Origin of the sequence: Idiomarina solivarensis, from assembly GCF_033052755.1 — a bacterium.
In the GTDB taxonomy this organism is placed as follows: Bacteria; Pseudomonadota; Gammaproteobacteria; order Enterobacterales; family Alteromonadaceae; genus Idiomarina.
The window spans coordinates 417,504-443,903 of sequence record NZ_JAVFHZ010000001.1; the positions used below are offsets into that span (position 1 = coordinate 417,504).

Sequence of the window (26,400 nt, forward strand, 5' to 3'; positions counted from 1 at the left end):
TTATCTTGATGACTCTAATCTTGATAGCTCGTCAATATCAACCAAACTTCCGGAGAAGAGTGAGTTCACCTCGTCTTTTTGATTCCCCATAAACTGAACACCGAGCTCAACTTGATCATCAACCTGCTTTATTTGCCGGACAATGGCGTTTAGCGTTAGCTCGCCGTTATTTTTCTGTTCTATCTTAAGTGCAATTTTACTGCCATTTTCCCATGTCTCGTCTAACTTCCCTTCCGGATTCTCGTGTTTTAGACGACAGCCACTTTCAGAAACATCCAAAACATGCCCATTAAACGTTTGTTCTTCACCGTTTACTGAAAGCCCTGAAACTGAGGCTGACAGGAACGCATCGAAACGACGCCCTTTTCTAATAACCCGGTGTTCAACTTGGCTCGGCCATAAAATAAACAGCATTTTGGTCGGATGAGAGATAACGTAACTGACCTCACTACGGAAGGCGCAAATTTCTCCACTTTCATTTTCTAATACAAAACGCACAATAACCGGTGTTTTTTCTTGTAAAAGATCACGCACATCCTTGTATTTTCGGACATCTGGCATGTTCACGATAACCCAGCGATCTTTAACTGCACCAATAAACTCTGAATAAAATCTGGCAGGTACATTCGAACTGGATAACTGAACTTCAATTTTCTGACCGGTGGCAAGCTCTGAAATTTTGCTGGACATAGGGGTCTCTTTGAGGTGAAACGATATGTTACTATGATCGCTAGTTGTCAGGCTGTGTCAAGCAAAGGAGCGTCCCTTGATCGCTTACGATATAACACCCGTCGATTTACATGGGCATTTATTTAGTCTCTCTCTCACCATAGAGCAACCTAATGATGAGCAGGAATTATGGCTACCAAACTGGATTCCTGGAAGCTATCTAATACGAGACTTCAGTAAAAACATCATTGGTTTGCACGCTGAAACTAACGGGCAGCCGCTGGGAGTTAAACAGATAGCTAAAAATCGCTGGAAGCTAGAGCCTTACAAACACCCTGTGACTGTGCATTATCAAGTTTATGCCTGGGATTTATCGGTTCGATCAGCTTATCTTGACCAATTTCATGGCTTCTTTAACAACACCAGCTTATGTCTGGCTGTTGACGGCCAGACTGATCTACCCTGTCAAGTCCATCTGCACGCGCCACCACAAAGCCCTGAATGGAAAGTGGCCACCGGTATGCCCCGAAAGACGGGTAACGCGCATTCATGGGGCACGTTTTACGCTGATAATTATGATGCGTTAATCGATTATCCTTTCCTTATGGGTGATTTAACTATTGAAGAGTTTATTGCTCATGGCATTAAACATTCGTTTGTTTTAAGTGGTCGTCATTTCGCAGATACCGCTAGAATAACAGCCGATTTGGCTCGTATTTGCGAGACACAACTCACTCTATTTGATGAAGCGCCATTTCAGTCATATACATTTCTTACAATGGTTGTCGGTAACGGTTTTGGTGGGCTCGAACACAGAAACTCGACAGCGCTGTTGTGCAGTAGAAAAGACTTAATCAGCGCTCATCAGTATGAGATGAATGACAATTATCAGACGTTTCTCAGCCTATGCTGCCATGAGTACTTTCACAGCTGGAATATAAAAACCCTAAAACCCAGATCATTTCTTCCGTATCAACTTGAGCAAGAGTCTTACACTGAGCAGCTCTGGTTTTATGAAGGAATGACCTCTTACTTTGATGATTATCTTCTGCACACCAGCGGCATTATTAATGAGAAACGTTATTTAAAATTGCTTGGTGATACCCTGTCACGCGTAGAAAGGGGTCCAGGCCAATATCAACAAAGTGTTACTGAATCCAGTTTTCTGGCATGGACCAAGTTTTATCAGCAGAATGAAAATGCGCCCAACAGCATTGTCAGTTACTACGCTAAAGGTGCATTAATCGCCCTTAGCCTTGACCTGATGCTACGGTTGCAGTCCGAGCATAAGCTAACGTTAGCAAAGGTAATGAAAGACCTTTGGCACGAGTTTGGTAAAACGGCAATTGGTACTGCTGACGATACCGTTTTGAGTTGGCTGAACCAGTATCCTGGCATCGATGTCGCCGATTTTTTAAAAGAGGCTCTGTATAACAAAGAGTCACTTTCACTTATCGAGTTATTACAGAATTTCGGCGTCTGTGTTGAAAGACAGGTGCCCACGGACGACAACAGCAGCGGTGGCAAAATAGCTGAAAAGCCTGCAAGAGTTAATTTTGGTGCCAAGTATAAGTCATCACCCCAAGGGCTCGAAGTAGTCAGCGTTTACCATGATGAAACTGCTCATCACGCTGGTTTAGCGGCTGGCGACAGGATCATTGCTATCGACCATTTGCAGGTCACTGAACAATCGATAAAAACCATTCTCGATAGATATGTTCCCGGCGACACCGTAACGCTTCATGCGTTTCGCCGAGATGAATTAATGACCCTGACGCTAACCTGGCTTGAGCCAGCAAAAAGCAGTTACTTGCTGAGCATTGAGCAGCCCGATAAACTTAAAGGCTGGCTAACGCCCTCGGATTAATTCTGATAAAGCTGGGGAAGTAAGGCTGGATCCAGACGTTCATTTCCCCAGTTCACGCGCCAGTCAAGGTGTGGACCTGTTGCCCGGCCTGTTGCGCCGATTTCGCCGATAGAATCGCCCTGCTGCACTTTATCGCCCACTTCGACATGGAGCTCACTAAGATGTAAATAGGTGGTCGTTATTTTATAACCATGCTCGATGATAATTGTGCCACCAGAGTAAAATAAGTCCGGTTCTGCTAACACAACGTTGCCAGGCCACGGTGCTTTAACAGGCGTGCCCGTTGGCCCCGCAATATCTTCACCATAATGAGGGTTACGAGGTTCACCGTTAAAAATACGCTGACTACCATAAACGCCACTGATACGACCTTCTGCAGGCTTGACCACTGGTGTTAAGAAATCGGTTCGAGTCGTTTTTGTTTGTCTTGCCAGCCAAACTTTCTCCGCCTCTTTTCGTGCTCTTTTTATCTGTGCCGGGTCTGGTGTGACTGTCTTTTGTGGGACGCCATTGACCCGGTCAATTTTATAATCACGGGACTCTAAAGTCAGTTTCCGTGTGACTTTGTTGCCGTTTTTCGTAACCACGAGGGTATTTTCCAGCGGCGACTTTCGAGGAAAGCCGAAAACAATATATCCCTGCGATGTAACCTCCAGAGGCTCACCGTTTAGCGTAGCGGTAACGCCAGGCTCAGATTTAGCCAAAATTAAAGCACCTTGCGTCAACGTGCCTTTGATTTCCAGGGGCAGAGGTTGTTCAGCAACAGCAACACTTGCCGAACTCAATAACAAAGTAACGACGCTAATGAATTTACGCATAAGCTATAGCTCCCTTTCCAACGCCTTCGAAAGCTCGAACTTCTACTTTTTTGCCAGGGTTTTCGGCCTTTATCTCTGAGGCCAGATAGTCAGCTATGCATTCGACAGTCGAATCTTTTTCAATAACGAAGTTTTCCGTGTTAGGAACAATTAACTCAAACAACCCCTGATCAGCCGTATAACTGTAACAGGTATGAGTAGAGTCAGACGTTTCGTCCTGTGCCGCTTTCGAGAGTTTCAGACAGCTATGAGAGCGGACGTCTTCCTGTGTTCCTAAATAGATATCCTGCCATTTATCAGACCATTCTTTTTCCAATACCGGTTGGCGGATATTATCGAGTCGAATCTGAATTTTAGACCGGTGACCATGGGCAATTCTCTGGCAATTACCGTCATGTTTTTTCAACCCGTGAGTATAGTGATAGTAAAAGCCATCAATGTTTTCGGGACGAAGGAATAACTGCAAGCCTTCGACATTAAGAGGCAGCTCACGTTTAATGACCGCTTTTAGATAATCAGTAACTGTCTCAACAGAAACCACATTAGAATCAATAAAAGCAAAGGCGTCAGCAGGACAGAATAAGTGAATAGAATGCTTGTTGGGACGTAAAAAATCGACCCAGTTGGCACTGTCATCAGAATTATGAGTGACCCGCGTGCATTGGTGCTCTGCCGGCACAAGCAGCTTATGATCAACCGAGTCATCAATGATGGCTTTCACTTGTTTTTTGACTCGCCCGAAGTCCAATACCATAGACTGCTCATTTAAAGCGCCGTCCAATACAATATCGACAACCCAGCTCTCCCCCACAATGCCCCGTTTAGGGCAAAGGTAAGAGCAATCAATAACGGTCAAATCATTCACAAATAACTGCATAGTGAGGCTTTTCTCATCCCTTCTTCAATAACGGCCCCCAGTATAACCTGAAATGCCTTATCAGATAAGCTCAATCAGGTTGGCCCATTCCCACAATAATTTTAGAGAAAGTAAGATTAACGCGGCACCCATTGCCCTATCCACCCAGTGGCTGTATTGCCAGAGTGTTTTGAATATCCGAGGGTGAGTTAATAGCCAGGTTAAAAACAAAAACCACAGACCAGTCGCAATAATCAGATAAATACCATAACCAAACTTAACGCTAAATGGCGTTTCCGGGGAAATAATTGTGGTAAACAGAGTTAAAAAGAAAATGGTCGCTTTTACGTTTAAGCCATTGGTAATAAATCCAACGATAAACGCTTTACGTTTGCGGGGTTGGGTTGCAGCTAACTCTCCATCCGACATGTCTTTTCGCGGTTTAGCTCTAATGGCCTGTGTTCCTATGAAGCCTAAATACAAGGCGCCTGCACAGAGCAGCGTCTGATACAGCCAATCGGTTTGGTGAATAATAAGTGCTACGCCGATGAGAGAGTAAGTCACATGAATAATGATGCCAGCAGCGATCCCCAGACTGACCCAATACCCGGCTTTTCGACCAAAACTAAGGCTATAGCGCGACACTACAGCAAAGTCTGGGCCCGGGCTTGCCACTGCAAACAGATGGATTAAGGCGATGGTTAAAAATTCACTCCAATAGGACAACACAAACTCCTTATTGCGCAACTGCACTTTAGATGCCAGAATCAAAGTTACTTTTTGTTAATTACAGATTACTATTAATCAATATGAAAAACACTAAACTTCCGTCGTTAAATGCACTAAGAGTGTTCGATGTTGCCGCCCGCAGCGGCTCCTTTAAACAAGCATCTCAAGAGCTAGGCGTTACTCAGTCAGCCGTCACTCGACAAATACAAACGCTGGAAGAACAACTTGAAGTTCGGTTGTTTCAGCGTGACAACAGGGTTCATTCTTTAACGCCGGTTGGTCTTGAACTCGCTCCTCAAATTGAACAGATATTTGAGCAGTTAGAGCGCACTATAGAACGTACCCGAAACCTTAGTGACAATACAACAACGCAGTTAACCGTCGCCATCAGTTCTGAGCGACTGCGTTTTTGGTTAGCAGCAAAGTTACCCGATTTTCATTCGCTGTATCCCCACATCCAGTTAAGCTTTAGCCGTTGCAACGAACATTTTGTTAATGAAAGCGCCGCAGAAATGGCTTCTGCAATCCAGCATCAAAGCTGGGATTTGGCCATTGGTTACGGAAAAACAACCGACAAAAATATCCAATCCATTGCTTTGCAAAAAAATCAGTTGGTTCCGGTTTCAGCCATTCAAACAAACGAATCCCCTTTTCAATTGCCCTGGTTGATAAATCCGGAAAACCCTGACCATCAGGCAATGCTAAAAGCCTATAGCCAACAACTAAAATCAACGCACATGATCCACTGCAACGATGCTCAAATGTCACTGGATTTGTCAGCGGCCGAGCAAGCCATCGCGCTCATCGACAGCAGCCTCATTACTGCCGGTTTGTCGAATTTAAAGGTTTATAATGATTACGCTCGACCCTGTCAGTATTCACTAAGTATATTTTACCGAAAGCGTCAGCGTCAGCCGGTTGCCTTGGTCGCTTTTATAAAATGGCTACAATTAATAATTTCCTGAATGTTATTCAGAACCTTTATTCTTGGAACCAGACGACCATTTACATACAAGCGTGAATGTATGTAAAATGCCCGCTCCCTAATTATTGGAGAGTGAGATGTGGTTAAAAACATCACTGGTAGTACTGATAATATCAAGTTTTTCTTCGTTTGCAGACGAAGTTCATTTAACCGGGGCGTATTCGACAGACCAATTGCGTGGTATCAGGGCGGGTTACAGAGTAACTGATTTGCCTATTGAGCTCCCTGAATGGATTGGGTCTCCGACTGTTCATGTAGAAGCGGCTTTGAATCACTGGCAGGATTCTAACAATACGGCTGATAACATTACGGCGTTTTCTATCAGCCCCATCCTTTCCTGGAAAATAGCAGGGACGCAACGGCCATTGTATTTTGAAGCCGGTATCGGCGGCAGCTATTTTGATAAAACTCGTATCGGTAACAGGCGTCTGTCAACGCAGTTCCAATTTGAGGACAGAATGTCTTTATCCTGGCAATATGACAAGAGCACCCCAGCTCATATCAGTCTGGGCTATACCCATTATTCTAATGCTGACATAAAACTCCCTAATGATGGGCTGGATTTTTTCTGGCTAAGCTGGGCGGTACCAATTTAGTCCCTTATTCATTAGCGTTATCCAGTTGAACTTGCTACATTTACGTTTAGGTTTTAACTCAACAGGAGGCTTTATGAAACGCCAACTTCTTAAATTGTCTGCCGTCGCAGCTAGCGCTTTAGTTCTTTCTGCCTGTGGTAGTCCTGAGTCAGGAACGACACAATGTACAATGGAGCCTCAGGAAAACTGGTTGGATCAAGGTCAGTTTCAGCAATCGCTAAAGGATCAAGGCTATAAAATAAGTGAGTTCAAAGTAACCGAAGGTAACTGTTACGAAATTTATGGCGTTAACCAAAGTCAGCAAAAAGTTGAAATATACTTTAACCCTGTCGATGGCAGCGTTGTAAAAAAAGAAGTCGAATAACCGTTATAAAAGGCAGTACCAATGATCATTTGGGATAAATTTGTTCGATCGTTTCACTGGTTATTGGTGCTGTGTTTTTGCCTCAATTATTTTTTTCTTGAACACGGAAGCAATTTCCATCAGGCAGTCGGGTATACCGCCGCGGTATTAGTCGTTATGCGAATAGTCTGGGGGGTTATAGGCCCTTACAATGCTCGATTTAGTAGTTTCACACCTTCAGTTCCAGGTATTAAAAAGCACCTGTGTGAGCTTAAACAAAGAAAAGTTAAACAAGAGCAGGGGCATAATCCCCTTGGTGGGCTAATGGTATTTGTAATATTAGTACTCTTTTTATTACAAGCCGTGACGGGGTTTCTCCGAGAAGAAATTACCGCTTTATACGGAAATAGTGTTTTAACCTCTATTCATTCGATTTCAGCAAATACTATTTTCTTCTTTTCCATTCTTCACATCATAGCGGTGATTTTTACCGCCTACTTCGGTAGAGTAGAGCTTATTAAGCCCATGATTAGTGGTAAACGTCGAATAAAATAAGATGACTGATAACGAAAAACAAAGAGACCGAATATTTCAGGTTTCAAGTAACCGTGAAAACCCCTCTCATAAGCTGCGTTACATTGAAGCATCCGCTCCTGATGAGAGCGACTGCCGCCTATGTATTGGCTCTCTCACTACAAACCACGAAGGGCCTAATCAGGCTTTAGTAAAAAATGCGGTTTCATCGGATATCCCTCAAATAGCTTTCTTAGAAAAACAGGCTTACGCTAAACAGGCGTACCCTCCTCTTCTTTTTTATCAGGCTTTAAGGCAGTGGCCAGACACGTTTTTATCGCTGAAGCTCGATAATAAAATTGTAGGCTACAGCCTTATGGTACCAACTTCCGGTACAACCTTATCACTTATGTCCTTATTGGTTAGCGAAGCATTTCAGGGGCAAGGCTTAGGCAAGGGGCTCCTATACGAATCAATTAGGGTCGCAAGTAAACTGAACTATCAACGTGTGGAATTAAGCGTTTCACCGGTTAATCATTCGGCAATTTATTTATATGAAAACTCGGGCTTTAATACGACTGAAAGTGTGGATGATTATTTGGGACCCGGAGAACACCGTCTGTTGATGACGCTTTTACTCGATAAAGAATGACAATGTCATCCCTCGATTTATTTATCAATGACTCCTCAACACCGTTAAATACAGAAATCGGAGAGCAAGCCACCCTGTTTCATCAGTTTCTATTTCAGAATGATCAAATGATTTTGAACGAGATCCGCAACGTAGTAAAACTCTCTCCTCTACGTCACTTAAAAACGCCCTCTGGACATAAAATGTCAGTTAAAAGCAGCAATTGCGGAGTTTATGGGTGGGTAAGCGACGAAAACGGCTATCGCTATCAAAAAAGCGACCCTGTCACCGGTGAATTATGGCCTCAAATGCCATCTATTATCAAAATGAAAGCAGTGGAAGTGGCTGAGCTAGCAGGGTTCAAAAACTTCGAGCCTGATGCCTGCCTTATTAATGTGTATATGCCAGGCGCTAAAATGGGGTTGCATCAGGATAGGGACGAAGCCGATTTCACCCAACCCATTGTGTCATTTTCATTCGGGTTACCTGTAACGTTTATGTGGGGAGGGTTTAAACGTTCAGATAAATACCAGAAATTTAGCCTTCAACATGCTGACGCCCTTGTATGGGGTGGTGAAGACAGACTTCGGTATCATGGCGTTCAACAGCTCAAAGAGGCCACTCATCCAGTCACAGGCCGCTGCAGGGTCAACTTAACAATACGCCAGGCTTGCTAACTAATACTTGGCAAGTTGTTCCATGTAATCAAAGATATCGTATTCTTTTGCCTTCTCCATCAGTTCCCTTTTCTTCTCGAAACACAGACTTTCAGTAGAGACATTAAACTCTTCAAACAGCTGAAAGCTTTGCGACAACAAAGCGCTGTCACGTTGATTAAAATTCCCCTTATGCTTACTTGCCCAATAATGCGCATGGTGGAAGAGTTGCTCAGACACTTTGGCAAAAACAAGTGGGTTAAGAACACGGTAATGACGATATTGCTGAAAGCGCTGATAATTCGCTTTACCTTCCTCAGTCAAAAGTTCCATAGGCTCGTCGACAAGCATATAATTATAGAGGTATCGATTATTAAGGGCCGCAAGTCGCTGCCAGTATTCCCTTTCCTCATCATCTTCGCAGGTATCCAGACGCGCACTCAGTTCCGAAATATCATAGAATCTAAAGTTCTTTAATAAATGACTGCGCATGAATCGGATAAATGACTCAGGCTGCTGAACAGAAAAGTTTTCAAACACTTCGAACAGCTCAAGTGTGATGTAATTGAATTTAGGTTTCAGCGTTTCATACTGAACGAGCAAACGTTGAAACCGTGGACTTTCTCTAAGCGGCTTTAAATCTTCATCATTGAATAAGCTTGCCATACCCGAATAGCGAAAATTCAAAGCTAATTCTATGCAATCTAGCGCACTCTCTTCCTCATCGGCTAGCCAGTAAACACAGGCGGCATTATGCAAAATAGACGGGTTTATCCAACTGTAATGCGCCATACTGAGATAAAGCTGAATTCCTGCATCAAGAAACGATGGATCAGGCTGACGCTTATACGCATCGCAGCAAAGAGCCAGATAATATTGTATCAGGTTGTAAAACTCCGAAGTTTCTCTGTACGTTTCCCACTTCTCATCAAAATTTTTGCTAAACCATTTCTCTATCAACTCTAATGATTTTAAAGTTGAAAAGTCTTCAACTGCGGGCAACTGCATACCCTTACCCAAATTGTTGTCATTTGCAGCTTCATTAACAACCACAGTATTTCTGGCCTTTTCGGCTTGTTCTAAAGAGCGGTATACCTTGTCTCCGATAACCACATAATGTTTATCGGCTAATCCATAAGGCTTAACAGCAGCAGTCGCCACATCCAGTTCGGTTAAACAAGTGCAGTGACCCGTCGTATGGTTGTAGGAATAGATAAAACAGCCGTTGAAAAAATAGCTGTACTGAGCATCATTTTCCAGCGGATTACTGTGCCCCAGAAACGTGGGAGTCTCCGGTGTCACATTGACTGAGGTATTGGTTATTGTGCTCACAGCTAGCTCCTGTCACAGGTTATTAAAGGCCATTACAGGTTAATTAATAGACAGGTTTAAGACTATCTTTGCCACGTCCCCTATAAAAGCGCCTTTACAGAACTTTAACCTTTACTAACAATTTTTGACCAGAAGCCAAGACAACTAACGAGGCCCCTACAGTTAGCAAAATTTTTTAATTATGAGCTAAATAGTAGTTTATATTCGTGGAAAGACATAAAGAATCAACTGACGAAACTAGGCTAGTTTGGATATTCTTTTGATCTTTTCCTAGATTTAGTTCGTGTACAAAAGAACAGGTTAACGAAAACAGGACATTCCAAAAGGCTATAAAAAAGTAACTGTAATGAGCCGAGTATGAGTGTAAATGGAAAGGATATGAGGTGAAGCATGAGCCATAAATTAGACATTCAGGACATTGACGAGATTACTCATAACGTCAGAAGGATCCGGCTGACTAAACCCGAAGGGTATGAGTTCACACCGGGACAGGCAACCGAAGTCGCCGTTGACCGCGATGGCTGGAGGGATGAAAAACGCCCATTCACCTTTACCTCCCTCAGCAGTGACCCATGGTTAGAATTTGTGATTAAGATTTATCCTGACCATGAGGGCGTAACCGAGCAGATCGGGCAGCTCGCTAAGGGGGATGCGTTAATCATCGGCGATCCCTGGGGCACAATAGAATATAAAGGCGAAGGAACATTTCTGGCTGGAGGTGCTGGAGTGACACCTTTTATCGCCATTTTGCGAGACTTGCACAACAAAGGAAAGATAGGAAAGAATCAGTTAATTTTTTCCAATAAAACCGATCAGGATATTATCCTGAAAGAAGAATTCGAAGCGATTCTGGGCGACCAGTTTATTAATGTTATTACCCAGGAAAAGCCATCAGACAATCATATTTTCTTAGATGGCGTTATCGATAAGGAGTTTTTGAAATCGCATATTGAAGACTTTACTCAGGCCTTTTATGTGTGCGGTCCCGAACCATTTAACGACAGCATCATGGACACGCTTAAGGCGCTCGGCGCTAGCCCTGACTCATTAGTATTTGAAGAATAAGCGCTTTATTAAGCTAATAAGGAGGCATTATGATACCGAATTTTGGAATGGGAACCTTTCGTCTAAAAGGACCCACTTTAACCGAACTGATTACTGAGGCCGTTCAAATGGGTTATCAGCAAATCGATACTGCCCAGGCCTATGAAAACGAGGCGGACGTTGGTAAAGCACTCGCTCAAACGCAATCCGATGATGTCTTCGTGACGACTAAGGTCTGGCATGAAAATCTTAAACACCAGCACGTGCTGGACAGCTTAAAAACGAGTTCCGATAAGCTACAGCGTGACTGTATCGATCTCGCGTTGATCCACTGGCCTTCGCCAAATGATGAAGTTCCGCTGGAAGAGACGCTCGACGCGTTAACAGAAGCGAAAGAACGCGGGCTGATTAAACATTTTGGTGTTTCTAACTTTACCATAGACCTCTTAGAGCGAGCGACTCAACACGTTGGTTCAGAAAATATCATGACCAACCAAGTTGAAGTACATCCCTTTATGCAAAACCGAAAGGTTACCGAATCCTGCCAGCAAAAAGGCGTTAAAGTGACAGCCTATTTACCATTGGCCAAAGGTGAAGTCATGAGCAACAGCACGTTACAGAAAATTGCTCATGAACATAACGCGACAGCGGCACAAGTGGCCATCGCATGGGAATTACATAAAGGTTATGTATCCATCCCTTCCACCACCAAAGTCTCGCATCTGCGATCGAATTTTGCCGCACAGAAATTGCAATTAACCGATCAGGACATGGCGGATATTGAGGCTATAGATCAAGGTGAACGAATGATCGACCCAAGTTTCGCGCCTGACTGGGATTAGCGCGTGAGACGCTGGCGTCGATGGTTATGGCGTCTCCTTTTGACAGTTGGCAGCCTGGTGCTGTCGCTGTCACTGTTGGCTGGGGTGGGTCTGCTGATTGGCAAGCTCATTGTCGACCAGCAGTTAGCTAAATTCGGCGAGACAGAATGGTCGGTAGAGATTGCCAGTGTATCCTCAAGGCAGATTGTATTTGAGCAGATTTCATTAACGCTCAGAAGACCGCCTGAGGCTGAACCAGAAGCGGATAAGGAAGAGCCGTCGCCAGTAACCCTAGCCAGCTTGTTAAGAACACCTTTACCGACTTGGTTACCTGAAAAGATCACAATTAACGAGCTGATCATTCGGGGTCGTGCACTAGTCCCCTACTCGCCTGTTAAAGCGCAATTGACGCTAATAACAGAGCCGCAAAAGCTCGATATACAACTGCAAACACCCGAGTCGCTTGAACTTGTGGTCACCCGCGCTGATGCCAGTATCATGGTTAGCGCAACCCACGCGCTGGGTACGGCGTCGCTCGACTATCAACTCTCAAACGGCCAGTTAATTGTAGCCGCGCACATTGACTTACCACGACTAACGGTAGAAACGCCACCAACTCCCCTTACTGTAGAGACCGATACCGTTGATATTTCGGTAAAAGGGTCCCTCTCGCCCAAGGTGGCAGTAAGCGACCTTAATGAAGTTGTAGAAGGTTTTTCTGGTCACGTTGCAGCCAATCTACCCGATGGCAGCAAATTAATGAGCGAGACATTGGCAACAGAGCTTGGCGGTGATATCGAGCTACAGTTAAACAACGGGATTATTCAAAGTTATCGTTTATTGGTACATGGCGATTTACTTCACTGGCCGGAGTTACCACTTCCGTTAGATACCATCGCGTGGCAGCTTAGAAGTCAGGAGCAGCTGACCATTAAAGCAATGGATTATCAGCAAATAGTAAGCAAATCCCGCTGGCCGCTAGAGCTCACGGCAAAGGTAAACGGCGCGGCAGCGAAAGACTTAGTGATTAAAGGTAATGGCGCGTTAATACTAAACAGCGGTGCGTTTAAACAACTGCGTCTACCCCGGCTAGCACTGAGTGCAGAGAGACTTAGGCTCGAAATGCCGGATAATCCGTTACAAAAAATAACGGCTGAATCATTTAATTTCTCCGGAAACTTAGCCATCGACAGTAAAGAAATGCTGATTGAATCTACCGGTAAATCGTCCGCGTTGTTAACAACACCATACGCCAAGTTCGACCTGACAATGCAACAGGCGTCAGCCCGTTTGCCGATGAATGCTCCTCAAAACGCAGACGCATCGGCATTATTGAAACTTGATAACTTTAGCGAACTGCCAGTGTCGATAAAGGGTATAGATCCGAAAATGAGCACTCAACTGGCTTACCATTCCGGCGCAATTTCAGCAACAGGCCATATTGAACTTACTCAAAACCTAAGTGCTCAACATGAGACAACTATAACACCTCAGTTGCGGCTTTCATCTTCCCTTAAGTTGGATTTAGAACAATTCAGCGAATCGGCCCAGTCATCCATACCGAAAAAAGAGCTCAATCAACTCTTACAGCAACTAGCGCCCCTGCTCGTAATTAACGAAGCCAGCGGAGACCTATCAGCGGATCTGGAAGTGGATTTAAATACTGGCGCCTGGCAAGTTTATAATAGTCATTTAACCCTTAACAAGGCCGACTTTATTTACGACACTCTGGTCGTTACCGATGCCATTCTGAAAGCCGATTTGCAGGTAGACGAAACACAACTGAGTGTCACCAACGGAAATTTGAGTATTGCCAGTATCCAACAGGGATTTAGCATTGGACCGCTCAGGGCGCAATTTACGGCTGACGTTCCCCTTAATCATCTGGCAGACAGCAGTTTTTACCTTGGTGAACATAAGATCAATGCGTTTGACGGCAGCGTTACGTTACCTGAACAACGCTATAGCCTGAACCAGAGCATTCAAATACCTATTGTGTTTGAGCAAATAAAATTGGGCGAGCTTCTGCGTCAATACCCAACGAATAATATAGCCATCGATGGTGCCGTTTCAGGAACCATTCCACTGTATTGGGACTCTCAAGAGTTAACCGTTAATAATGGCTATTTGAGTGCCGTTGCGCCCGGTGGACACTTACAGGTGGACGCCTCAGCATTGTCTTCCGCTATGGGCAACAACCCCAGTCTGAAAATACTGGCCGGGGTTTTAGAGAATTTTTACTATCAGGAGCTTTCAAGCGTTATCGACTATGATGAAAATGGTGAGCTGATGCTTAAATTGCAATTACAGGGATATAATCCAGACTTTCAGAATGGTCGTACGATTAATTTAAACATCACCATTGACGAAGATTTACCGGCGCTAATAAAAGGCTTACAACTTAGCAGCAGTGTCAGTGACATTATCCGTCAGCGCATCCAAAAACGAGTTAACTGATCAGAGGAAGCTATGAAATACGGATTATTAATAACGGCCTTCGAGCTGATACTTTTAGGCTGTACACCGACTGTTCAGGTGGCAGCACCCAAAGAACCCATTACCATCAATTTGAATGTAAAAATTGAGCACGAAATTTACGTCAAAGTCGACAAAGCGCTCGACGACGTGATCTCAGAATCAAGCGGCTTATTTTAATTTTAAAGGATTATGACATGAGACTTATAGCATCAGGTATCTTTATCGCCCTACTCGCAACAGCTGGTATGACACATTCTACGGCAGCTTTTGCCCAAGAGCTGACGCTTCAGGAAGCGAAAGAACAGCTGCAAGAGGCAAAGGATAATGGCTTAGTCGGTGAGCAGCCTAACGGATATTTAGGTACTGTTGCGTCATCCGCGCGCGCAGAGCAAATAGCCGAACAAATTAACGAAGCGCGCCGTAAAGAGTATGTCCGCATTGCAGATACCAACGATATTGCTGTAGCCGATGTTGAACTACTGGCCGGGAAACGAGCGATTGAGCGTACTGACTCAGGTCACTACATCAAGGTTGATGGACAATGGAAGAAGAAGCCTTAATTGGCTTCTTCTGTTTAGTTGTTTCCAAAACCGTTCAGTCGATAAGGTTACGCAGATAAACCCAGGAAACTTTACCGTCCTTTTTTCCTAAGCGGGCAGGAATAGAGCAAAACAGCCCACATTGTGGGGGCTGTCTTTTTGGTTGTGTGTAAAAGCTTAAAAGGTGTAGCGGAAGCTGAAAGAGGTAATATCAGCACTATCGAACTGCTCATACATCGCTTCGATCGAAGCATTCTTACTCAGCTTGTATGATGCACCAGTACCAATGCCAGTTTCCCATCCATTATCAGATATCGATTCACCCACGAAACTTGCTGTCGCCTCGATACGTCCATATGAAGGTTGCACAAAAATACCAAAAGATTCATTAACGTTATATTGACCACGCACACTCGCCACGACAAGGTTATCGACTTCAATATTAACACCATTGGCAGAGTCGTCTCCCACTCCAAAGCCTAAGCGCACTTCTGGCATAAATGTAAAATCACCGCGATCAAACGTATAACCCAGGCCACCGTAAACCGCACCTAGACTGATACTCTCAGACGAATCAATATCACCTTCAAAGCTGGAAAAGCCACCAGATACGGACCAGCCAGCATTTGCACTCATGGACGCTGTTAATAATAAAGAGCAGCTAAATGCTTTGATTAACATTTTCATTATATGTTCCTATTTTGTTTCTGAATGCCTACTATTGACCGTATACGTTGCAAGAGTTCACAATCACTCGAATAAATCATAACATTTTTATATGTTAATTAGCGAAATCTATTAGCGTTGCATATTCAAAATGGCAGAATTAATTGCCTTATCACTTGGTGATATAGCTACTCAGTAAATGTCTGGCTCCAAGCTTAAACTCAGCTAACAATCGAAACAGGTGCTCGTCAACTTTCAATTTGTACTTAAAAAATTTTGGGGGCAGAAAACGAAAGAATTAAAATGAGCAGACTCGAAAGTGCCATAAATTTATAAATATTATCAGTAGGCATAATCACGTTCTATATCTCATCAAAAGCTATTAAAATCAAGGTCCCTTGCGCCAAGGCGCAAGCTGCTAGTCGATATAATTTCTGACGTAGATCCAGCGAATTTTGTTGTTTTTTATGCCGAGCCGCAATGGGGCGGTGCCCATATCACCGTATTGGGTGGTGTAAATAAGTTCGTTGCCGGTGGTTACCGTGGGTTTCCCGAGGCGCTTTTTGATTGTCGTTACCGGTTGGCATAGGTAGCTTTGAAACGGTGAATTGAGCTGGCAATTATCGATGTAAATGTCGGTAATGAAAGTCTTGTGGCTCCAACTCATTAGTCGAATAACCAAACCATCGTACTCTAAGGTCACCTCGGTGTTAGTTTCATCTTCATTATGGCGGTTGGGGACTTCTTCGACATAGCGGTTGAGTGGCTCACCCAACTGATTGCGAATAGCGTCTTCATCGCTGCCGAATGCGGTGAGATAGTCAGTGAGATTATGAGGCTCAGAATCTTTACGATAGGTTTCATAATAAGATGCCGACATCCACTCGTCGGTCGTTGACTCTGGAAACAGGCTTTTATTGTCACTGGTCTCTTGGGTGTAGGCGTTAGCACTTAGCGTTAATAACAACGCGAGGCTCAGAATGTAGGCTAAACAGGAAACAAAAGACTTAGTCATGTGATACATCCTTGTCTAATCAATAATTTGTGTACTAGATAGACAATTACGCTACAGATGATGACTTGATATTACCAGTCTTTATAGAGATTAGTTCTTGCGTCAAGACGCAAGCTAAGGAATTGGTGCCCGGGGCCGGACTTGAACCGGCACGAAGTTACCTTCGAGGGATTTTAAATCCCTTGTGTCTACCAATTCCACCACCCGGGCACTACATAGAAGTGTTATCGAATAATGGAGGCGGGTCCCGGAGTCGAACCGAGATCCACGGATTTGCAATCCGCTGCATAGCCATTCTGCCAACCCGCCAGACTTTGGAGCGGGAAACGAGATTCGAACTCGCGACCCCAACCTTGGCAAGGTTGTGCTCTACCACTGAGCTATTCCCGCACCGTCATCTGCCGTGGCATTCTACTGTCTAATCGTTTTCAGTCAATGACTTTTTATCAATTTTATGACTGTTTGCACAAATTTACGGCAAAGCTGTTAATTTCTAGTCAATTCGTTCTTGGCCCCACGCAGGTATTCCCACATTGACCACAACGTTAAAACAAAAGCTGCATAGAACAAAAACATGGACAACCAATAAATATAGGCATTCATGTTCCACAGTAGCCCAATTAACGCCAGCATTTGCGCAACAGTTTTCCATTTACCTAAGCTGGAAACTGCAACCTTTGCTCTGTGGCCGCTTTGAGCCATCCACTCTCGCAGAGCACTGACAATCAGTTCGCGACAAATCATGGTTAGTGCCGGAATGGTAATAAATGCCGAATTGTAATCTTCAACAATGACCACCAAAGCAGCGACGACCATCGCCTTATCTGCAACCGGGTCAAGAAATTCACCAAATTTTGTGAACTGATTAAAACGGCGGGCAATATACCCATCAAGCGCGTCAGTTATTGCTGCCAACCAAAAGATAAAAGCAGCCCAAAAGCGCGCATCATCCATTGGTAAATAGAAAATCACCAGAAACACCGGTATAAGTACTATCCGGAAGCTGGTCAAAATATTAGGGATATTCCACTTCATTATCCGCTGATTCCTTGTGGTTTTTACTCATCACGGAATGAGTAATAGATTTTCTCTGCCAATGCCTGACTAATTCCAGGTACGCTAGCCAATTTCTCAATACTAGCGTTTTTTACCTCTTGTAATCCACCTAGATTTTTTAATATTGTCTGTCTGCGCTTAGCGCCTACCCCTTCAATCCGCTCCAGGGTTGAGGTTTTTTTAACTTTTGCTCGTTTTTGTCGATGCCCTGTTATTGCAAAACGGTGTGACTCATCACGTATATGTTGAATCAAATGAAGTGCGCTCGCATCTTTGCTCAGAGGTATCGTTTCATAGTTTCCGGCCATAATTAAGGTTTCTAAGCCCGGCTTACGAGATTCGCCCTTGGCCACACCAATAAGCACTGGCGCTTCTTTTCCCCAGTCACTAAAATAGTTTTCAGCCTGAGACAACTGACCTTTGCCACCATCAATAAATAAAATATCCGGTATATTGCCGCGCTCTTTCGCGTTGTCGTAACGCTTAGCCAGCGCCTTAGACATTGCTGCGTAATCATCGCCCGGTATTATCCCGCTGATATTATAACGTCGATAGTCCGACTTTTTGGGTCCGTTTTGATCAAATACCACGCAAGAAGCTACGGTTTGCTGGCCCATAGTATGACTAATATCAAAACATTCCATTCGCTGTATGGGGACACCAAAATCCAGCACTTGCTGTAATGCCTGAGTTCGTCGATTCATCGTACTTTGCTGATTTAACCGGCTCTCCAATGCGTTCACAGCATTTTTCTGTGCCAGAGACTGGTACTGACGCTTATCTCCCCTTACCGCACTCTGTAACTTAACCGGTTGTGAAAGTGCATCACTCATCACCTCAGCCAACACATTGTCTGGCTTAATACCTATTGGTAAAACAACTTCTTTAGGAATTTTCCGGCCGGCGGTATCTGACAGATAAAACTGCAGCAAAAAGGCTCTGAGCACTTCATCGTCGGGTGTGTCTGTTGGTACTTTAGGAAAGTAGCTTCGGCTGCCCTGCAAATGATTATCTCTGATAAACAGCATTTGTACTGTGGTCATGCCGTTGCCACGCGCTAAACCAATTACATCCAGCTCTTGCTGGCTGCCCGTAACCGAATTTCGTTCCTGAGTTTTTCTTAACGCCCCAATTTGATCACGAAACCGTGCCGCTTTTTCAAAGTCGAGATTCTCACTCGCTTGTTCCATTTTTTTCATCAGCTCATCAATAACCTGCTGATTTTTCCCCTGTAAAAATTGTCGTGCCAAAACCACCTGTTCGTCGTATTCCTCGTCGGTGCAAACATTGACGCAGGGCGCCAGGCAACGTTTCAACTGATGCTGTAAACAAGGGCGGGTACGCGCCCGATAATAGGTATCGTCACACTGACGGATAGGAAACAGCTTTTGCAATAGATTTAAACTTTCGCGCACTGCCGACCCGTTTGGGAAAGGCCCGAAATAGTCACCCTTGGTACGACGAGCGCCACGATGAAAGCCTAACCGGGGGTGCTGGTGCGACGTTAGAATAATATAGGGGTACGACTTGTCGTCACGCAATAATACGTTATAGCGCGGTCGATACCTTTTGATAAAAGAGTTTTCTAATATTAAAGCTTCCGCTTCCGTATTCGTAACGGTGACATCCATAGAAGCTATCTGTTTGACCAGCACCTGTGTCTTCATCCGGTCAACTTTCTCGCGAAAGTAGCTGGATACACGATTCTTTAAGTCTTTTGCTTTGCCAACATAAATCACGTCACCCGAATCATCATACATCCGGTAAACCCCGGGCTGATGAGTCAGGTGACGAAGAAAGCTTTCGCTGTCAAAATGTTTTTGTTGATTACCTTCCGTCATCTACCTTCAAACTGAATAAGGTCAACGAGACCCGACTGAATTGCAAGATGAGACAATTGTACATCACCATCGATGCCGAGTTTAGAAAAAATCCGGTAACGAAAGGTATTTATGGTTTTACTGCTAATACATAAATGCCGGGCAATTTCTCTTACGCGAATACCGCGGCTCAACATTTGCGCCACCTGTAGCTCGCGTTCACTCAACATATCGACCATTGTTTTTTGCTGTTGAGAACGCGGGTTTTGAGCAAGGTAAGCGGCAACAGAAGCTGCCACATAAACGTTGCCTCGCTTTAAGGAACGAATCGCCTGTACTAAGTCAGAGCTGTCACACGAATCAAGCAGGTAGCCGTCGACGACGCTAATGCCGCACTGGAAGTCCAGTATATCCTGCTGGTTACTACCCCAGACAATAAGTTTCAGATCGCAGTATCGTCGTTTAAGTCGTCGCCAATGTTCAACGGTAGCGGCCCCGCCTAACTGACTGCATAGTACAACAACGGCATCTTCATGTTCATAGCAAGCACGGCGTAAATCAGCAATACCGCTGACAGTCAGTATTTGATCGCTAAAGTGGTGTTGCAGAACGGATGCCATGCCAGCGCTAATGATGGGATTTGGGATCCCTAAAATAATACGGTTCATTCAAAAGTTCCTTATTTTTATACCTGTGTTTTCTTCCTGATTAGGTTAAATCCGTACCGCCCTGCCCGAATTCGCATCGCATATTCTGAGCTTTCAAAGACAATAACAAGCGTCTTTTACAGAACTTTACAATAACTCTGAAAAACGAAGCCTACGGTGTGAAAACAACAGTTCTAGCGAGGGTTTAGCGGGCGTTTTATTTGTTGTTCACAAACGCGCCTGATCCAGCATATCCCATAAGTAACACGCCAAATAACTTCGGTAAGGCTGGGCCCGTTCGGGAATAATAAGAATATCCTGATCTTTTAAAAGGCTCATTGCTTTACGTAGTGAACTGTCCTGGATAGGGAAAAGATCTTCGTGAGCAAAATGGAACATCGCCAAAATGGATGCCGTCCAGGGACCAACACCCTTTAGTCTGGTGACGTCTTTGATAAGTTCTGCCGATGCCATTTGCGACCACGCTGCTATTCTGTCTGGTTGTGTCCGGTGACAATGAGCTACGCTATTGATTGCTGCAGCCTTTGAACGGCTCACACCACAGAGGGTTAGTGCTTCAACCGGAAGATATGCAATAGGACCAGCCTCCAGATCCTTTGCCTTTTGCTCTACTCGACCAATAATAGTAGCTGAAGCTTTCAGCGACAGCATTTGTCGAATAATGATGCGCGGCAGAGCCTCTATAACCGGAGTGTCGGACGGCACCAGAAGATCCCGCTCGGGTAACTGCAATAACAACAAGTCGATACCCGGTTGCGTATCAATGAGGTGTTGTCTGACTAATTCCGGAGTCGTTTTCATATTATTTTACGCAAATACGGTGAATGTCTGTCGGCTGATAGCCAGTAACTCACCCTCTGCACTCCATAACCCGGCCCGACTATGGCCATAGCCGTTTTCAGCATGCTCAATAAACGCTTCATACTGAAACCAGTCGTGCGTATTAAATTCTTGCAAAGGGGTATCCGGAAACTCAATTGTCCATGTTAGAGACGACGCGGGTGCTGGACTGTCTAAATGCGGTAACACCGCTGGAGGCCAGGCATCAACTAATGCAAAAATTGCCGCTGTTGTCAGTTTCTCCTGCTCTTTACGAAACCGTATCCAGCCGCCAAACGTTCGTCCCGGCTGACCACTGAATGGCATTCCGCCAGAAGTAATGCGATAGTCAAAGTTCTTCGCAAATTCAGGAACGATATCCGCTTCCGGTAACCCCGGCCCGTCATTAATGGTTTTTAAATCTGGGGCGGTTTCTCCGCTTACCGATACTGTCGACTGGCGACCTTTACCCAGACTCGCTAAGCCAGTCAACATCACCTCATCATTTTGAATCAGCTCCACCGCGACTTGCAGAACCGACGATCCCTGACGCAGTACTCGATAGCTCAACGTCGCTTTTCCAGGGCTGGCTGGGGCAACAAAGGAAATTGCTAAGCTTCGAAGATGGTAGTCGGCTGGAAATTGTTGTAATAAAAACTGTGCCGCCATAGCTGCGCTAAAGCCACCAAAGAACGCTCTTCCCTGCGCCCAGCCAGAAGGTAACTCCACCACTTGGTTGTTTTTGTCGCTTTCGATTAACGCTAAGGTTTGATGAAACTGCATAACCCTTTCCTCTTAAACACCCGTTTAAATTAGCTGTTAAGAATACCAATTATCACCATAATGACAAACGATGTGGTAAGTAGCGCAACATAAACCGCACCCGACACCATAAACTTCAGGACAGTTAGTGACCAACGCTGCTGATAAAATCGTTTTTGAGTCAGTATTAAGTAGCCAAATAGCCAAATCAATAGGATGTTCGTTGCCCAGTCCCCCACTATTGCCAGCCAAGACCACGTCGAAAATTGACGCATTGGCTCGGTCAGTTCAGCAATAATGGTTATGATCATCAGCGTTAGCAAAATAAAGGCATGGGTATGCAACGCGACGGTTAGATGCTCTAGATAGTAACGCTGACCGAATAGGTAGATTATTTTCAGAAATAGCGCCCAAAATGGAAGCATAAGCAGCATCATTTGCGGTGTCATTGAAACTAATTTTTGTGAAAACTGTGCAGGGTTTTCTGCTAAATACTTTAACTTCTCTTCAAGTCGCAACTCTTCTTCTGGCGTCATAAAGGGTATGTCGGTTTCCTCAGGTGACAGGTCAAGAGGCCCTGTCGCACGTTTTTCGGCATCAACATAGGGCTTTACTTCGGTGCTCGACTTTATTTCAAACTCAATAAGGGAGGTAAAGACCATAAAAGAGATTAGCGATATAAAGAAATAGAGTCGCAATGGTGGTACGTAGGATGCATGGCGACCCTGCACAAATTCTAACGAAAGAAAGCCCGGATTAAGAAATAAACCTCGTAGTGTGCGATAAAAGCGTGAATCCCAGTGACCTATCTCACCAAATAAGTCTCCGACAACAGCAAAGATGCTACGTATGTACTGTTTATCTTGCTGCCCACAACGATGGCAATATTCACCCTGCAGTTCTGCCTGGCAGTTTTTGCAAAGGTTTGTGTCTGGGGTTGAGTTTGAGGCTGTCATGACAAATCTCTTTTTGCTGAATATATCAGTAAATTTTAATTTGTCTAACGAGCGTTGTACTTATCGTACCGCGGTACTGTGGACTAAAACAAAAAAGCCCCACTCGATTGAGTGGGGCTTTTCCTAAATATGGCGGAGAGGGAGGGATTCGAACCCCCGGTGGGAATGAACCCACGCCTGATTTCAAGTCAGGTGCATTAAACCGAGCTCTGCCACCTCTCCGTATTGTTGTTCTCTTCAACTGCGTCGTTGAGAACGAAGCGAATATTAAAGACCTAAATTACGCTTGTAAAGTAAAAATTCGAACAAAGTGCCCGTTTGAACGTTTATTAGGCAAACTGCACAGAATTTATTGAAAATGACTGCGCATGCCCCCAATTAATGCTGTAGTATTGAGGAAACTTTTTAGATAAAAAACCGTCTTAACAAATAGACGTTCAACACGGAGACGACTATGAACAATCGCAGTCAGACTTATGTCGGTCAGAATGAATCGACGCTGGCCGTTAACAAGGTATTACGTAACACTTACACATTGTTGGCAATGACACTGGCGTTCAGCGCAGTAGTTGCCTCTATCAGCACTATGATGAATTTGCCTTATCCTGGCTTGATCATTACGTTAGTTGCCTACTTTGGTCTGCTCTTTGGTATTCACAAAACCAAAGACAGCGGCATGGGTATTGTACTCACCTTTGCTTTAACCGGCTTTTTAGGTTACACCCTTGGTCCCATCATTAATATGGCATTATCAATGCCTGGTGGTGGCGAAATGGTAGCTACTGCGTTAGGCGGTACGGCTCTCACCTTCTTTGCAACCTCGGCTTATGTCTTAACCACGAAAAAAGACATGTCTAAGCTCGGCGGTCTGGTTACTGCCGGTATTATCATGGTCTTTGTAGCAATGCTTGCTAACCTGTTTTTCCAATTGCCGGCTCTGCAACTCGCTATTTCAGCGATAATGATTCCGCTTATGGCAATGTTGATTATGTGGCAGACCAGCGAAATTATTAAAGGCGGCGAGCGCAACTATATTATGGCAACCGTCACTTTGTATGTTTCAATTTATAACTTGTTCGTTAATTTGCTCATGTTATTAATGGCATTTGGTGGCGACGAGTAATCGCTCCTGCTAAAATTGCAATAGGCGCCCCGCATTGCGGGGCGTTTTTGTATGGAGCTTATAATTCATGGCTAAATTAACTCTCATTCTTCAAAGTTCAGTTAAAGAGCATGCTAAATCTCTGGATGCTTTGGCGTTCGCACATGCGTCAATCGAAAACGGGCATGAAGTTACCTGTGTCTTTTTCTATCGAGAATCAGTAAACCACGCGCTATTTCCTACTCCATTAGAAGATAAAGCCCTGGTCACGCAGTGGGAAAACTTTAGCTCTCAGTATCAAGTGCCTTTAATTGTGTGCCATACGGTCGCTGAGCGAGAAGGAATCGAAGCGTTCCACCCTTCTTTCGAAGCCTCTGGCTTAACGGCTTTAGCTACCGCCGTTGCCAGCAGCGACCGAACTCTGCAGTTTTAAATAGCTATGAAAAAAATCGCCATCTTACAATGCAGCTCAACGCTTAACGCAGCAACGGAAGCACTAGACATAGCCCTGGCGTTAGCCAGCTTTGACTACCCTGTCCAACTTATATTATCCGGCGAGGGTACCAACTGTTTGCTGAACAACCCCTCTAAGCGTTACGCTATGCTCGACCTACTTGATGCAGAACCGATAGCAATTGCTTCACAGAGCCGAATTGACACAAACACTCTGCCCACAACAATTGAAACCGTTATTATTCCACCAGAGCAACTCAAACAACACCTGAGCCAATTTGACGAGGTACTGCAGTTCTCATGACAGCAACTTTACATTGGTTAAGAAATAGCTCTTTATTGCCCTGGTTACAGCAACACAGTCACCTACTCGGTGATGATGACGCACTCTTACTTTCGGGCGAAGCTTTAAAAGAGCTATCCGTTACCAAGCATTCTATTCAGCAGCCTATTTTTGCACGCGAGCGGGAGGTTGAAATACTGAATACTACTGTGCCCGATTATGTCATGTTAAAATCCGACAGCGAATGGGTTGAGCTGGTTCTCAGCTTTCCACAACAAATTACCTGGTAATAACGCGGCATGATTGAATTTAACGGCAAAACTTACGAAACCGACAAGCACGAATATCTGGCCAATTTGGATGACTGGAGCGAGGATTTAGCCCTTTATTTTGCAGAGCTTGAAAACATTGAGATGACCCCGGCACATTGGGAAGTTGTTACTTTCGTACAAGACTTTTACCGGGAGTTTGATACCAGTCCGGCTATGCGTGTTCTGGTTAAAGCAATGAAAAAGCAGCTGGGGGAAGACAAAGGAAACAGCCGTTATCTCTATAAGTTATTTCCTAAAGGTCCGGCAAAGCAGGCCACCCGAATTGCAGGCCTGCCCAAACCGGCGAAATGCATTTAAGCTTTCAGCACGTCAAGTCCACGCATGTAAGGGCGTAACACTTCCGGCACAACAATTGAGCCATCTTCCTGCTGATAGTTTTCCAATACCGCTACCAAAGCACGGCCAACCGCCAGACCCGAACCATTTAACGTGTGCATAAGCTCTGGTTTCTTTGTGCCTTTGCGGCGAAAACGTGCCTGCATACGACGCGCCTGAAAGTCCTGCATATTTGAACAAGAACTGATTTCACGGTATGCGTTCTGTGCCGGCAACCAAACTTCCAAATCGTAGGTTTTGGTTGCGCCAAAGCCCATATCACCGGTGCAAAGCAATACTTTACGATAAGGGAGTTCAAGCTTTTGTAGTACCGTTTCAGCGTGATTCGTTAGTTGCTCCAGCGCATCTGTTGATTGTTCTGGTTTAACCAGCCAAACCAGTTCAACTTTGTCGAACTGATGTTGGCGAATAAGCCCGCGAGTATCACGCCCGTGAGAGCCCGCTTCACTACGAAAACACGGTGTATGTGCTGTAAACTTAAGCGGCAATTCCTCTTCATCGGCAATTTCATCGCGATACAAATTGGTTAGAGGCACTTCTGCGGTCGGAATTAGCGACATGGGAATTTGGTCTTGCGATTCACCCTCGATATGGAATAGATCCTTACCGAATTTAGGTAATTGCCCAGTACCGTACAGAGAGTCCTGGTTCACCATGTAAGGCACGTAAGTCTCAATGTAACCATGCTCTTCGCTGTGCAAATCCAGCATAAATTGAGTCAGTGCACGATGCAGCCGCGCGATACCACCACGCATCACAACGAAACGCGCACCGGTTAATTTAGCGGCGGCCTCAAAGTCCATACCTTTTGCTAACGCTTCACCTAAATCAACATGGTCTTTCACTTCAAAATCGAAAGCCTTAGGTCTGCCCCAGGTCAGAACTTCCAGGTTTTCACTCTCGTCCTTACCTTCGGGAACTTCGTCTGCCGGTAAGTTAGGAACCCCCATAATAATATCGTTGAGCTCCTGCTGAATTGATTTTAACTCATCTTTGGCATTGTCCAGCTGCTCACCTAAATCGCTTACCGCGTCCAGCAAAGGCTGTATGTCCTCACCCGAAGCTTTGGCTTTGCCTATGGCTTTAGAGCGACTATTACGCTCAGCCTGCAACTGTTCAGTACGTACCTGAACTTCCTTACGCTGCTCTTCCAGTTTTTGTAATTTGGCAACGTCTAAGTCAAAGCCTCTTTTGGCTAGCTTCTTTGCGGTTTCGTCTAATTCCTCACGGAAGTATTTTGCGTCTAGCATGAGTG

31 protein-coding genes and 4 tRNA genes are annotated in these 26,400 nt (G+C 44.7%); 17 read left to right on the forward strand and 18 right to left on the reverse strand.

Annotated features, from left to right (window positions below):
* Positions 1-690, reverse strand: a complete 690-nt coding sequence (locus tag RBK99_RS01955; protein ID WP_317502962.1) for a flagellar brake domain-containing protein — start codon at positions 688-690, stop codon at positions 1-3.
* 76 nt (positions 691-766) lie between these two features.
* Between RBK99_RS01955 and RBK99_RS01960 the strand changes: the two genes are divergently transcribed.
* Positions 767-2,536: a M61 family metallopeptidase gene (locus RBK99_RS01960; protein ID WP_317502963.1), complete on the forward strand. Its 1,770-nt coding sequence runs from the start codon at positions 767-769 to the stop codon at positions 2,534-2,536.
* Here RBK99_RS01960 and RBK99_RS01965 read toward each other — a convergent pair.
* Genes RBK99_RS01965 through RBK99_RS01975 form a run of 3 tightly spaced genes read right to left on the reverse strand, consistent with a single transcriptional unit; the run spans position 2,533 to position 4,936 of the window.
* Complete coding sequence (locus RBK99_RS01965) at positions 2,533-3,354, reverse strand: M23 family metallopeptidase (RefSeq protein WP_317502964.1); 822 nt, start codon at positions 3,352-3,354, stop codon at positions 2,533-2,535. The two genes, RBK99_RS01960 and RBK99_RS01965, sit on opposite strands and share 4 nt — an antisense overlap.
* On the reverse strand, positions 3,347-4,231 hold the full coding sequence (locus tag RBK99_RS01970; protein WP_317502965.1) for a 6-carboxytetrahydropterin synthase: 885 nt from the start codon (positions 4,229-4,231) through the stop codon (positions 3,347-3,349). Before RBK99_RS01970 ends, RBK99_RS01965 begins: the two co-directional genes overlap by 8 nt.
* 60 nt (positions 4,232-4,291) lie before the next feature.
* A complete protein-coding gene (locus RBK99_RS01975; protein WP_317502966.1) occupies positions 4,292-4,936 on the reverse strand; it encodes a LysE family translocator in 645 nt (214 codons plus the stop codon).
* 83 nt (positions 4,937-5,019) lie between these two features.
* On the opposite strand from RBK99_RS01975, the gene RBK99_RS01980 reads away from it, so the two are divergent.
* The 6 genes from RBK99_RS01980 to alkB all read left to right on the forward strand — a co-directional run bounded on the left by RBK99_RS01980 (position 5,020) and on the right by alkB (position 8,684).
* Positions 5,020-5,904: a LysR family transcriptional regulator gene (locus RBK99_RS01980; RefSeq protein ID WP_317502967.1), complete on the forward strand. Its 885-nt coding sequence runs from the start codon at positions 5,020-5,022 to the stop codon at positions 5,902-5,904.
* A 97-nt stretch (positions 5,905-6,001) separates the two neighbouring features.
* Complete coding sequence (locus tag RBK99_RS01985; RefSeq protein WP_317502968.1) at positions 6,002-6,520, forward strand: acyloxyacyl hydrolase; 519 nt, start codon at positions 6,002-6,004, stop codon at positions 6,518-6,520.
* Positions 6,521-6,593: 73 nt separating this feature from the next.
* Positions 6,594-6,884, forward strand: coding sequence for a PepSY domain-containing protein (locus RBK99_RS01990; RefSeq protein WP_317502969.1), 291 nt, complete (start codon positions 6,594-6,596; stop codon positions 6,882-6,884).
* A gap of 21 nt (positions 6,885-6,905) precedes the next feature.
* On the forward strand, positions 6,906-7,418 hold the full coding sequence (locus RBK99_RS01995) for a cytochrome b/b6 domain-containing protein (RefSeq protein WP_317502970.1): 513 nt from the start codon (positions 6,906-6,908) through the stop codon (positions 7,416-7,418).
* Position 7,419: 1 nt separating this feature from the next.
* Positions 7,420-8,028: a GNAT family N-acetyltransferase gene (locus RBK99_RS02000; protein WP_317502971.1), complete on the forward strand. Its 609-nt coding sequence runs from the start codon at positions 7,420-7,422 to the stop codon at positions 8,026-8,028.
* Positions 8,029-8,030: 2 nt separating this feature from the next.
* Positions 8,031-8,684 carry a DNA oxidative demethylase AlkB gene (gene alkB / locus RBK99_RS02005; protein ID WP_317502972.1) on the forward strand — a complete coding sequence of 218 codons (654 nt, stop codon included), beginning with the start codon at positions 8,031-8,033 and terminating at the stop codon, positions 8,682-8,684.
* On the opposite strand, the gene RBK99_RS02010 is transcribed toward alkB, so the two are convergent.
* The gene (locus RBK99_RS02010; RefSeq protein WP_317502973.1) at positions 8,685-9,995 is read right to left on the reverse strand and encodes a TPR end-of-group domain-containing protein; all 1,311 of its coding nucleotides are present in this window, start codon (positions 9,993-9,995) and stop codon (positions 8,685-8,687) included. It abuts the gene before it with no gap.
* A gap of 390 nt (positions 9,996-10,385) precedes the next feature.
* Here RBK99_RS02010 and RBK99_RS02015 point away from each other — a divergent pair, with 390 nt between their 5' ends.
* The 5 genes from RBK99_RS02015 to RBK99_RS02035 are packed head-to-tail and all read left to right on the forward strand — an operon-like array spanning position 10,386 to position 14,898.
* Positions 10,386-11,060 (forward strand): FAD-binding oxidoreductase, encoded by a 675-nt coding sequence (locus tag RBK99_RS02015; RefSeq protein ID WP_317502974.1) that lies wholly within the window; start codon positions 10,386-10,388, stop codon positions 11,058-11,060.
* A 29-nt stretch (positions 11,061-11,089) separates the two neighbouring features.
* Positions 11,090-11,881 (forward strand): 2,5-didehydrogluconate reductase DkgB, encoded by a 792-nt coding sequence (dkgB, locus tag RBK99_RS02020; protein WP_317502975.1) that lies wholly within the window; start codon positions 11,090-11,092, stop codon positions 11,879-11,881.
* Positions 11,882-11,920: 39 nt separating this feature from the next.
* The gene (locus RBK99_RS02025; RefSeq protein ID WP_317502976.1) at positions 11,921-14,317 is read left to right on the forward strand and encodes an intermembrane phospholipid transport YdbH family protein; all 2,397 of its coding nucleotides are present in this window, start codon (positions 11,921-11,923) and stop codon (positions 14,315-14,317) included.
* Between the two features lie 12 nt (positions 14,318-14,329).
* Positions 14,330-14,515, forward strand: coding sequence for a YnbE family lipoprotein (locus RBK99_RS02030; RefSeq protein ID WP_317502977.1), 186 nt, complete (start codon positions 14,330-14,332; stop codon positions 14,513-14,515).
* A 17-nt stretch (positions 14,516-14,532) separates the two neighbouring features.
* The gene (locus tag RBK99_RS02035; RefSeq protein ID WP_317502978.1) at positions 14,533-14,898 is read left to right on the forward strand and encodes a YdbL family probable chaperone protein; all 366 of its coding nucleotides are present in this window, start codon (positions 14,533-14,535) and stop codon (positions 14,896-14,898) included.
* A gap of 156 nt (positions 14,899-15,054) precedes the next feature.
* Here RBK99_RS02035 and RBK99_RS02040 read toward each other — a convergent pair whose 3' ends face one another.
* The 12 genes from RBK99_RS02040 to RBK99_RS02095 all read right to left on the reverse strand — a co-directional run bounded on the left by RBK99_RS02040 (position 15,055) and on the right by RBK99_RS02095 (position 22,861).
* Positions 15,055-15,564 (reverse strand): outer membrane beta-barrel protein, encoded by a 510-nt coding sequence (locus RBK99_RS02040; protein WP_317502979.1) that lies wholly within the window; start codon positions 15,562-15,564, stop codon positions 15,055-15,057.
* Between the two features lie 397 nt (positions 15,565-15,961).
* A complete protein-coding gene (locus RBK99_RS02045) occupies positions 15,962-16,558 on the reverse strand; it encodes a hypothetical protein (RefSeq protein ID WP_317502980.1) in 597 nt (198 codons plus the stop codon).
* 123 nt (positions 16,559-16,681) lie between these two features.
* Positions 16,682-16,768: transfer RNA gene (locus RBK99_RS02050), tRNA-Leu, on the reverse strand.
* Positions 16,769-16,793: 25 nt separating this feature from the next.
* Positions 16,794-16,867, reverse strand: a tRNA-Cys gene (locus RBK99_RS02055).
* Between the two features lie 6 nt (positions 16,868-16,873).
* Positions 16,874-16,948, reverse strand: a tRNA-Gly gene (locus RBK99_RS02060).
* 96 nt (positions 16,949-17,044) lie between these two features.
* Positions 17,045-17,593 (reverse strand): CDP-diacylglycerol--glycerol-3-phosphate 3-phosphatidyltransferase, encoded by a 549-nt coding sequence (gene pgsA / locus RBK99_RS02065; RefSeq protein WP_317502981.1) that lies wholly within the window; start codon positions 17,591-17,593, stop codon positions 17,045-17,047.
* Positions 17,594-17,616: 23 nt separating this feature from the next.
* Entirely contained in the window at positions 17,617-19,455 is a 1,839-nt protein-coding gene (gene uvrC, locus RBK99_RS02070) for an excinuclease ABC subunit UvrC (protein ID WP_317502982.1), read from the reverse strand.
* Positions 19,452-20,102: a LuxR C-terminal-related transcriptional regulator gene (locus RBK99_RS02075; protein WP_317502983.1), complete on the reverse strand. Its 651-nt coding sequence runs from the start codon at positions 20,100-20,102 to the stop codon at positions 19,452-19,454. Before RBK99_RS02075 ends, uvrC begins: the two co-directional genes overlap by 4 nt.
* A gap of 207 nt (positions 20,103-20,309) precedes the next feature.
* Positions 20,310-20,903, reverse strand: a complete 594-nt coding sequence (locus RBK99_RS02080) for a DNA-3-methyladenine glycosylase family protein (protein ID WP_317502984.1) — start codon at positions 20,901-20,903, stop codon at positions 20,310-20,312.
* Positions 20,904-20,909: 6 nt separating this feature from the next.
* A complete protein-coding gene (locus RBK99_RS02085) occupies positions 20,910-21,704 on the reverse strand; it encodes a thioesterase family protein (RefSeq protein ID WP_317502985.1) in 795 nt (264 codons plus the stop codon).
* Positions 21,705-21,733: 29 nt separating this feature from the next.
* On the reverse strand, positions 21,734-22,639 hold the full coding sequence (locus tag RBK99_RS02090) for a DUF3667 domain-containing protein (protein WP_317502986.1): 906 nt from the start codon (positions 22,637-22,639) through the stop codon (positions 21,734-21,736).
* A gap of 130 nt (positions 22,640-22,769) precedes the next feature.
* Positions 22,770-22,861: transfer RNA gene (locus tag RBK99_RS02095), tRNA-Ser, on the reverse strand.
* Between the two features lie 232 nt (positions 22,862-23,093).
* Between RBK99_RS02095 and RBK99_RS02100 the strand changes: the two genes are divergently transcribed.
* The 5 genes from RBK99_RS02100 (at position 23,094) to RBK99_RS02120 (ending at position 25,106) form a co-directional block, all read left to right on the forward strand.
* Positions 23,094-23,762 (forward strand): Bax inhibitor-1/YccA family protein, encoded by a 669-nt coding sequence (locus RBK99_RS02100; protein ID WP_317502987.1) that lies wholly within the window; start codon positions 23,094-23,096, stop codon positions 23,760-23,762.
* Positions 23,763-23,829: 67 nt separating this feature from the next.
* Positions 23,830-24,174, forward strand: coding sequence for a sulfurtransferase complex subunit TusD (gene tusD / locus RBK99_RS02105; RefSeq protein ID WP_317502988.1), 345 nt, complete (start codon positions 23,830-23,832; stop codon positions 24,172-24,174).
* Positions 24,175-24,180: 6 nt separating this feature from the next.
* Complete coding sequence (locus RBK99_RS02110; RefSeq protein ID WP_317502989.1) at positions 24,181-24,498, forward strand: DsrE family protein; 318 nt, start codon at positions 24,181-24,183, stop codon at positions 24,496-24,498.
* Entirely contained in the window at positions 24,495-24,767 is a 273-nt protein-coding gene (locus RBK99_RS02115; protein ID WP_317502990.1) for a hypothetical protein, read from the forward strand. Before RBK99_RS02110 ends, RBK99_RS02115 begins: the two co-directional genes overlap by 4 nt.
* 9 nt (positions 24,768-24,776) lie before the next feature.
* Positions 24,777-25,106 carry a TusE/DsrC/DsvC family sulfur relay protein gene (locus RBK99_RS02120; RefSeq protein WP_317502991.1) on the forward strand — a complete coding sequence of 110 codons (330 nt, stop codon included), beginning with the start codon at positions 24,777-24,779 and terminating at the stop codon, positions 25,104-25,106.
* Here RBK99_RS02120 and serS read toward each other — a convergent pair.
* Positions 25,103-26,395, reverse strand: a complete 1,293-nt coding sequence (gene serS / locus RBK99_RS02125; RefSeq protein WP_317502992.1) for a serine--tRNA ligase — start codon at positions 26,393-26,395, stop codon at positions 25,103-25,105. The two genes, RBK99_RS02120 and serS, sit on opposite strands and share 4 nt — an antisense overlap.
* Between the last annotated feature and the right edge of the window lie 5 nt (positions 26,396-26,400).

What these genes read in the sequence shown, in the direction of transcription:
- RBK99_RS01955 (WP_317502962.1), bottom strand. Translation starts at nt 690, where the DNA reads ATGTCCAGCAAAATTTCAGAGCTTGCCACCGGTCAGAAAATTGAAGTT.
- RBK99_RS01965 (WP_317502964.1), bottom strand. Translation starts at nt 3,354, where the DNA reads ATGCGTAAATTCATTAGCGTCGTTACTTTGTTATTGAGTTCGGCAAGT.
- RBK99_RS01970 (WP_317502965.1), bottom strand. Translation starts at nt 4,231, where the DNA reads ATGCAGTTATTTGTGAATGATTTGACCGTTATTGATTGCTCTTACCTT.
- RBK99_RS01980 (WP_317502967.1), top strand. Translation starts at nt 5,020, where the DNA reads ATGAAAAACACTAAACTTCCGTCGTTAAATGCACTAAGAGTGTTCGAT.
- RBK99_RS01985 (WP_317502968.1), top strand. Translation starts at nt 6,002, where the DNA reads ATGTGGTTAAAAACATCACTGGTAGTACTGATAATATCAAGTTTTTCT.
- RBK99_RS01990 (WP_317502969.1), top strand. Translation starts at nt 6,594, where the DNA reads ATGAAACGCCAACTTCTTAAATTGTCTGCCGTCGCAGCTAGCGCTTTA.
- RBK99_RS01995 (WP_317502970.1), top strand. Translation starts at nt 6,906, where the DNA reads ATGATCATTTGGGATAAATTTGTTCGATCGTTTCACTGGTTATTGGTG.
- RBK99_RS02000 (WP_317502971.1), top strand. Translation starts at nt 7,420, where the DNA reads ATGACTGATAACGAAAAACAAAGAGACCGAATATTTCAGGTTTCAAGT.
- alkB (WP_317502972.1), top strand. Translation starts at nt 8,031, where the DNA reads ATGTCATCCCTCGATTTATTTATCAATGACTCCTCAACACCGTTAAAT.
- RBK99_RS02015 (WP_317502974.1), top strand. Translation starts at nt 10,386, where the DNA reads ATGAGCCATAAATTAGACATTCAGGACATTGACGAGATTACTCATAAC.
- dkgB (WP_317502975.1), top strand. Translation starts at nt 11,090, where the DNA reads ATGATACCGAATTTTGGAATGGGAACCTTTCGTCTAAAAGGACCCACT.
- RBK99_RS02030 (WP_317502977.1), top strand. Translation starts at nt 14,330, where the DNA reads ATGAAATACGGATTATTAATAACGGCCTTCGAGCTGATACTTTTAGGC.
- RBK99_RS02035 (WP_317502978.1), top strand. Translation starts at nt 14,533, where the DNA reads ATGAGACTTATAGCATCAGGTATCTTTATCGCCCTACTCGCAACAGCT.
- RBK99_RS02040 (WP_317502979.1), bottom strand. Translation starts at nt 15,564, where the DNA reads ATGAAAATGTTAATCAAAGCATTTAGCTGCTCTTTATTATTAACAGCG.
- RBK99_RS02045 (WP_317502980.1), bottom strand. Translation starts at nt 16,558, where the DNA reads ATGACTAAGTCTTTTGTTTCCTGTTTAGCCTACATTCTGAGCCTCGCG.
- pgsA (WP_317502981.1), bottom strand. Translation starts at nt 17,593, where the DNA reads ATGAAGTGGAATATCCCTAATATTTTGACCAGCTTCCGGATAGTACTT.
- uvrC (WP_317502982.1), bottom strand. Translation starts at nt 19,455, where the DNA reads ATGACGGAAGGTAATCAACAAAAACATTTTGACAGCGAAAGCTTTCTT.
- RBK99_RS02075 (WP_317502983.1), bottom strand. Translation starts at nt 20,102, where the DNA reads ATGAACCGTATTATTTTAGGGATCCCAAATCCCATCATTAGCGCTGGC.
- RBK99_RS02080 (WP_317502984.1), bottom strand. Translation starts at nt 20,903, where the DNA reads ATGAAAACGACTCCGGAATTAGTCAGACAACACCTCATTGATACGCAA.
- RBK99_RS02085 (WP_317502985.1), bottom strand. Translation starts at nt 21,704, where the DNA reads ATGCAGTTTCATCAAACCTTAGCGTTAATCGAAAGCGACAAAAACAAC.
- RBK99_RS02090 (WP_317502986.1), bottom strand. Translation starts at nt 22,639, where the DNA reads ATGACAGCCTCAAACTCAACCCCAGACACAAACCTTTGCAAAAACTGC.
- RBK99_RS02100 (WP_317502987.1), top strand. Translation starts at nt 23,094, where the DNA reads ATGAACAATCGCAGTCAGACTTATGTCGGTCAGAATGAATCGACGCTG.
- tusD (WP_317502988.1), top strand. Translation starts at nt 23,830, where the DNA reads ATGGCTAAATTAACTCTCATTCTTCAAAGTTCAGTTAAAGAGCATGCT.
- RBK99_RS02110 (WP_317502989.1), top strand. Translation starts at nt 24,181, where the DNA reads ATGAAAAAAATCGCCATCTTACAATGCAGCTCAACGCTTAACGCAGCA.
- RBK99_RS02115 (WP_317502990.1), top strand. Translation starts at nt 24,495, where the DNA reads ATGACAGCAACTTTACATTGGTTAAGAAATAGCTCTTTATTGCCCTGG.
- RBK99_RS02120 (WP_317502991.1), top strand. Translation starts at nt 24,777, where the DNA reads ATGATTGAATTTAACGGCAAAACTTACGAAACCGACAAGCACGAATAT.
- serS (WP_317502992.1), bottom strand. Translation starts at nt 26,395, where the DNA reads ATGCTAGACGCAAAATACTTCCGTGAGGAATTAGACGAAACCGCAAAG.